The 5,308-nt window shown below is 57.5% G+C and carries 4 protein-coding genes; 2 read left to right on the top strand and 2 right to left on the bottom strand.

The window, feature by feature from the left end; all coding sequences use genetic code 11:
* Positions 1-322: 322 nt before the first annotated feature.
* Positions 323-682 carry a hypothetical protein gene (locus tag MGEO_RS20885; protein WP_085641670.1) on the bottom strand — a complete coding sequence of 120 codons (360 nt, stop codon included), beginning with the start codon at positions 680-682 and terminating at the stop codon, positions 323-325.
* Positions 683-794: 112 nt separating this feature from the next.
* On the opposite strand from MGEO_RS20885, the gene MGEO_RS20880 reads away from it, so the two are divergent.
* Together MGEO_RS20880 and MGEO_RS20875 are read left to right on the top strand one after the other, a co-directional pair.
* Complete coding sequence (locus MGEO_RS20880) at positions 795-2,420, top strand: winged helix-turn-helix domain-containing tetratricopeptide repeat protein (RefSeq protein WP_085641669.1); 1,626 nt, start codon at positions 795-797, stop codon at positions 2,418-2,420.
* A gap of 811 nt (positions 2,421-3,231) precedes the next feature.
* On the top strand, positions 3,232-4,242 hold the full coding sequence (locus tag MGEO_RS20875) for a zinc-dependent alcohol dehydrogenase family protein (protein WP_158091084.1): 1,011 nt from the start codon (positions 3,232-3,234) through the stop codon (positions 4,240-4,242).
* 62 nt (positions 4,243-4,304) lie between these two features.
* On the opposite strand, the gene MGEO_RS20870 is transcribed toward MGEO_RS20875, so the two are convergent.
* Positions 4,305-5,201: a methylenetetrahydrofolate reductase gene (locus MGEO_RS20870; RefSeq protein WP_158091083.1), complete on the bottom strand. Its 897-nt coding sequence runs from the start codon at positions 5,199-5,201 to the stop codon at positions 4,305-4,307.
* Positions 5,202-5,308: the final 107 nt, after the last annotated feature.

Raw genomic sequence — 5,308 nt, 5'->3', positions numbered from 1 at the left:
CCCTAGGCTCGCACAAAACTTTGAGCACAGTCCACAAAGCGACGCTGGGCACAGTTATGCAGCTAAAGGTGTTTTCGTTCTACGGAGCGTTCATCTGACGTTTCAGGTGGTTGACGGCTCGGAGCCCATTCCCGTCCTTGCATTCGGAAAGGTACACTGGAACAGGAGCGGCTGCCTCACCTTTGAACAGCCGCTCCCTCCCGAATGCCTGACGACGCGCCGCATCGGGTACGGGGTTCCGCCAGCCATTCCGCACATCGAAGGGCGCATCTAGTTTTTGGAAGAGGTAGCGCCCCTCTATGTGCATTCCGTGGCAGGTGCCTCAGCTCGTGCAGAACTCGCAGATGGTTTCCAAGAAGAAGGCACTGCGCGCCTCCACCGGCAGGGAGGACAGGCCGGCACCGGTCCAGTCGGCCTCGAGTCGGTAGAGGGCCTTGGCATCAATGCGACGCCCAAAGATGTAGGCTTCGACATAGCCCTCGTTCTTCGCTTCAAGCACGATGAAATGGGCGCCATTGATCTCCAAGGCGTCGATCTCGCGAATATCCAACGTTTCGAGCAGGCCCTTGGACGCGCCAGACACGGGTTTGTCTGTCTGGATCGCGAACTGGTCCGCCGAAGCGGCGCCAGTCGTGGCGACGATGAGGGCGATTGCGGTCTGGGTCAGTTGCGTGAGTTTCATGTCTCGTTTCCTTTCGTGGCCGGGTTTCGTATCATTTTCCCAGCAAGGTATCTTTGAACGGGTAATTGCCGAACCTTCGGGGCGGTGGTGGCCTTGATCGGAGGTCAGGGAGATGCGTTTCGTCAAACGAAGAGAATTGAAATCTTCTGAAATCGACCTCGGGGCAGCCGTTCTCGATCGCTCTGTTTCGCGCCTTTTTTCCCGTGATGGTAACGAGCTGGAACTGCGGCACCAATCACGCGAAGTTCTTATGGCACTTGCGAAGGCGCCGGGAGAAATCGTCAGTCAAGACACGCTTATCGAAGACGTCTGGCAGGGCCGCGCTGTGACCGCCGATAGCGTCGCGCAATGCATTGCCGAGATTCGCCGGGTTCTGGAGGACAGCGACAAACGCATCGTCGAAACCGTGCCGCGCCAAGGGTATCGGCTGGTCCCGCCTTCAGCGGTCTCGACCGATGAGCCGGATGGTCCGCCCCGTGGCCGGCTTGCCCTGCTTGCCCTCGTGCTGCTGTGCGTCTGCGCGCTAGCCTTCGCCTTTCTGAGGCCCACGGAGTCGCCCGGGCCGCCGGTAATCGCAGTCCTGCCGTTCGAGGATTTCAGCCCGCCGGAATACCAAGGCTACCTGAGCGACGCTGTGAGTGACAACATCACGACTCTGCTGGCGCTCTACCCGCAGTTCGTGGTCATCTCCCAACGCTCCAGCTTCACCTTCCGCGACTCTGATCTGGCCATGTCTGAAATCGCCGAACGGCTCGGGGCCGATTATGTGCTGGAAGGTAGCCAGCAGTACGACGGGACGCGCGTGCGCACGACGGCCAGGCTGATCGACGGTGCGACCGAGGCGAACCTTTGGGCCGATGAGTTTGATGTCCCGCTGAATGAACTGTTGCGGGCGAACAGCCGCATCAGCCGCAAGATCGCCGGTGCAGTGGGTGAAAGGGTTGTCGACATGGCCGAACCCCGCATGTCCGAGGGCGACGTCAGCGCGCTCTTAATTGCCAACGCGGCACAAAGCCGGATCATGAGGAACTTCTCTCGTGAAAGCCTTCTGATCAACATCGCGGAGCAGGAACAGTCCATGCGGGACTACCCCGATTCCGCGTGGGGGCCGCTGGGTCAGGCGCTGTCTCTGCGTATCGGGCTGCGCTACGGCTGGGTTGAAGGGGACCAAGAGGCGATCCGCCAGCGGATGCACGAACTTGCCCGCAGGGGGGTGGAACTCGACCCCAACAATTTCCTCGCCTTTCACGCGCTGGGGCGCGTCCTGATGTTCAACCGCGATGTAGATGGCGCCATCAGCGCGTTCCGTCGCGCAGTCGAGTTGAACCCGTCGTCATCCTTTGCCCGCAACGCCTTGGCGCAGGCACTGGCGTTCATCGGAAAAACAGACGAGGCGCTGGAAGAGATCGCCAGCATCGAGTTGATCGACCCACTATACGGGCACGACACGAATTGGACGAAGGCGCGGATCCAGTGGCAGACAGGCGCTTGCGATGAAGCACTGGACACGTTCACAGCCGCGCCTTCGATGCCCGCTGCCGCGAACAAGACGCTGGCCGCGATCCACCACTGCATTGGAAACAGCGAGAAGGCCGAGGCCGCAATGAGGGGATTCTTAAGTGAGAACCCCGACTGGACGGTGAGCCGAGAACGAGCGGTGATCACCGGCATGTGGACAGCATCAGGTCTTGCGGATCGTTGGCTTGCGGCAATGAGTGCCACTGGCATGCCTCTCTGACAACATCGACGAGCCTCGGACTAACAAACTGGCGAGAGGATTTGGTCAGCGCCGATGCTTCCGGGTTGCGCTGGGAGGTTGCGCGAAATGGCATTTGTTTCGCAATTTTTGAAGGCAACTTAGTCCCGCACAGCGTCACTTTGCCCATCATCTGATTTCGCAGACGCGGCGAACGTCGGCTTTGACGGGCTGCGCTGCAGCGACTTCGCACTTCGATTAACGGCCGCCCAGGGCCGGTCGCTACAGGCGCGCCCATAGAGGCGACTGCAAGCGGGCTTTTTTGGCTCCTCTCAGTGCTACGCCTCAGTGTTTCTGATTGTCGGCTCTAAATGGGTCAACTTTGTTCGCGAGAGAGGGTGGACGGAGAGGCCGCCGGGCGAAGTGCAACTGGCACTGAACATAATGGACCTTACACGTTTGGCAGTCGAATTTGCCGAAACGGTCGTTCAAGCTTTACTCTGGCTGGGTCCGTTGTGCGCGACAAACCCGTATATCAGGTCTTGGTCACCAATCGGAGTTTTCGGCCCATTCCCGCCTTTCAACCACCGGTCAAGATGCTGCGGTCGCAGCCCGGATTGCCGTCATTCGCTGCAAGAGCTAGCTCGGGGCCTCGTCGAACTCACACATTGCGGGCGTTCGATAAATCGGTGTGCTCAAGCATCGGACTGCCAGAAAGTTTCTTATAAGAACAAGTATGCTGGCCGACAATTGACGCCAAAGTCTGGTAAATTCGTGGCGGGCAGCGTGCGTCCCGTTGAGAAAGGAAGATGCGCGTCATTCGACTATAGGGGAGCTTGAGTTTATGCGGGTAATGGAACTGACCGATTGGACGCCAGACGCCCTTTTGCCGAAGGAAAAAACCCGTCCCAAGTGTTCTCCAGACGGCGTTCTGATTCAAATGCAGGCAGCTTCACTAAATTACCGTGACACCGTGGTTGTGCGTCGCGGCTACGGACGATTGACCGGTTCACTCCCTCTTATTCCAGTGTCCGACGGTGCCGGTGTGATTATTGAAACCGGTGACATCGTGACCGATCTCAAACCGGGAGATCTGGTTACGCCATTTTTCTTCCAAGATTGGCCAAGTGGGCCATATTCAAGTTCCGTCAGCGCAAGCGCCCTTGGTGGCATGCGCCCCGGCGTCATGCAGGAATTCATGGCCTTGCCCGCACGTCTCGTCGCAAAAACGCCAAAGCATTTTAATGCAATCCAAGCGTCGACACTGCCTTGCGCAGCGCTGACCGCTTGGAACGCCATTGTCGCCTCTGGAGATGTGAAAAAAGATGACACTGTGGTTGTTCAAGGCACTGGAGGCGTTTCGCTCTTCGCCTTGCAATTCGCGCGAATGCGGCAGGCAAAGGTTATCTTGCTGTCCTCTGATGAACGAAAACTCGAGATTGGACGACAACATGGTGCAGACCACCTCATCAATTACCGCCAAAATCCTGACTGGTCCCAAATTGTTCGAGAGATCACTAGCGGTGTCGGTGCCAGCCACATCGTTGAAGTCGGCGGTGCTGAAACACTTGACCAATCGCTCCGATCTGTGGCCGGGGGCGGCACAATAAGCTTGATTGGGGTGCTTTCGGGACTGAAACCAGCACTCAATCTGGGACCTGTCGTCACGCAGAACATTCGACTTCAAGGAATAACCGTCGGCAGTCATGCCATGCACCGAGAAATGGTGCAGGCTATTGAAGAGCAAGAGATGGAACCCGTTATCGACAAACACATTTTTGGTTTCGAAGAAGTCGGAGAGGCAATCGCCAACTTCGGCAGACGGTCCCACATCGGGAAGGTGTGTATCGACTTTTCGCGTTAAGTTGTGCCGTCAGCCATGAACCGTGTGTGCCGGAGATCGGGTCGGTGCCTTGAGTTCGAACCCTAACTGCCCAAGAGTTTTGCGAGCGTCAAAGACTGCGGCCAGCGGTTCATTGTGTAGACATGGAGTTCCGGTGCACCGTAGGCAATGAGCCGACGTGCCTGCTCTACAGTGGCGGCAGAGGCCAGCAATGGCATGAGTTCGGGTGTTTCTTCACCACATGCAAACAGGCGCGAGAGCCAAAGGGGCACTTTGGTTTCAGTTTTCTTTGCAAACCGCTTGAGGCGCGACCAGCCATCGAGCGGCATCACACCGGGGATGATGTCCGCCGTGATCCCACGCGCTGAGCATTTGTCCAAGAATCTGCCATAGGCCGAAGGGTCTAAGACAAACTGGCAATATGCACGCGTAGCCCCGGCATCGAGTTTCTCCTCTAGGTGATCAATGTCAACGTCCAGATCGTCGGCTTCGGGATGCTTCTCTGGGTAAGCGGCGACTGAAATCTCAAATCGGTGTTGGTCCGCCAAGGCCCTGACCAAGTCAGCGGCGTATTTGAACCCGCTCAGCGACGGTTGGTTGTTTGGCGTGAGAGCATCCCCGCGGAGAGCAAGAACTCTGGTAATGCCAGCGCTCCACAGCGCATCCGCCGTTTCCATAGCTTGGTTAGTACTCAATCCGATTGCTGTGAGATGTGCCGTAACTGGGCGATTGGTGCGTTCGGCAATTTCCACTGCTGTTTCATATGTCCCCGTCCGCGACGTCCCCCCAGCCCCCATGGTGACCGAAAACCCCTGGGCAGCGGCCGGCGTCAACCGGTCAACAGTTTCAAGGAGCTTTTTTCTTTGCTCTTCGTTTCCAGGAGGAAAGACCTCGAAACTGAGAGGCACCGCTCCAGCGGACTCGAAGAGACGTTTCAAGAGAGCTTCTTTTGGCTGAAGGATGCGCGCCGATCTCTTCATTTCTCGCTTTCGCATTTGTTCAATCAACTGAGTGTGTTGGCCACAGCATTCCTCGACTATCTCAAGAGGGCCGCATGTGCATAGGTGGTGCCTATCTTGGTAGGAAG

The organism is Marivita geojedonensis, from assembly GCF_002115805.1.
In the GTDB taxonomy this organism is placed as follows: Bacteria; Pseudomonadota; Alphaproteobacteria; order Rhodobacterales; family Rhodobacteraceae; genus Marivita; species Marivita geojedonensis.
This window is presented reverse-complemented; position numbering and strand designations above follow the sequence as displayed.

Coding starts and splice junctions, on each gene's coding strand:
- MGEO_RS20885 (WP_085641670.1), bottom strand. CDS start 682: ATGAAACTCACGCAACTGACCCAGACCGCAATCGCCCTCATCGTCGCC.
- MGEO_RS20880 (WP_085641669.1), top strand. CDS start 795: ATGCGTTTCGTCAAACGAAGAGAATTGAAATCTTCTGAAATCGACCTC.
- MGEO_RS20875 (WP_158091084.1), top strand. CDS start 3,232: ATGGAACTGACCGATTGGACGCCAGACGCCCTTTTGCCGAAGGAAAAA.
- MGEO_RS20870 (WP_158091083.1), bottom strand. CDS start 5,201: ATGAAGAGATCGGCGCGCATCCTTCAGCCAAAAGAAGCTCTCTTGAAA.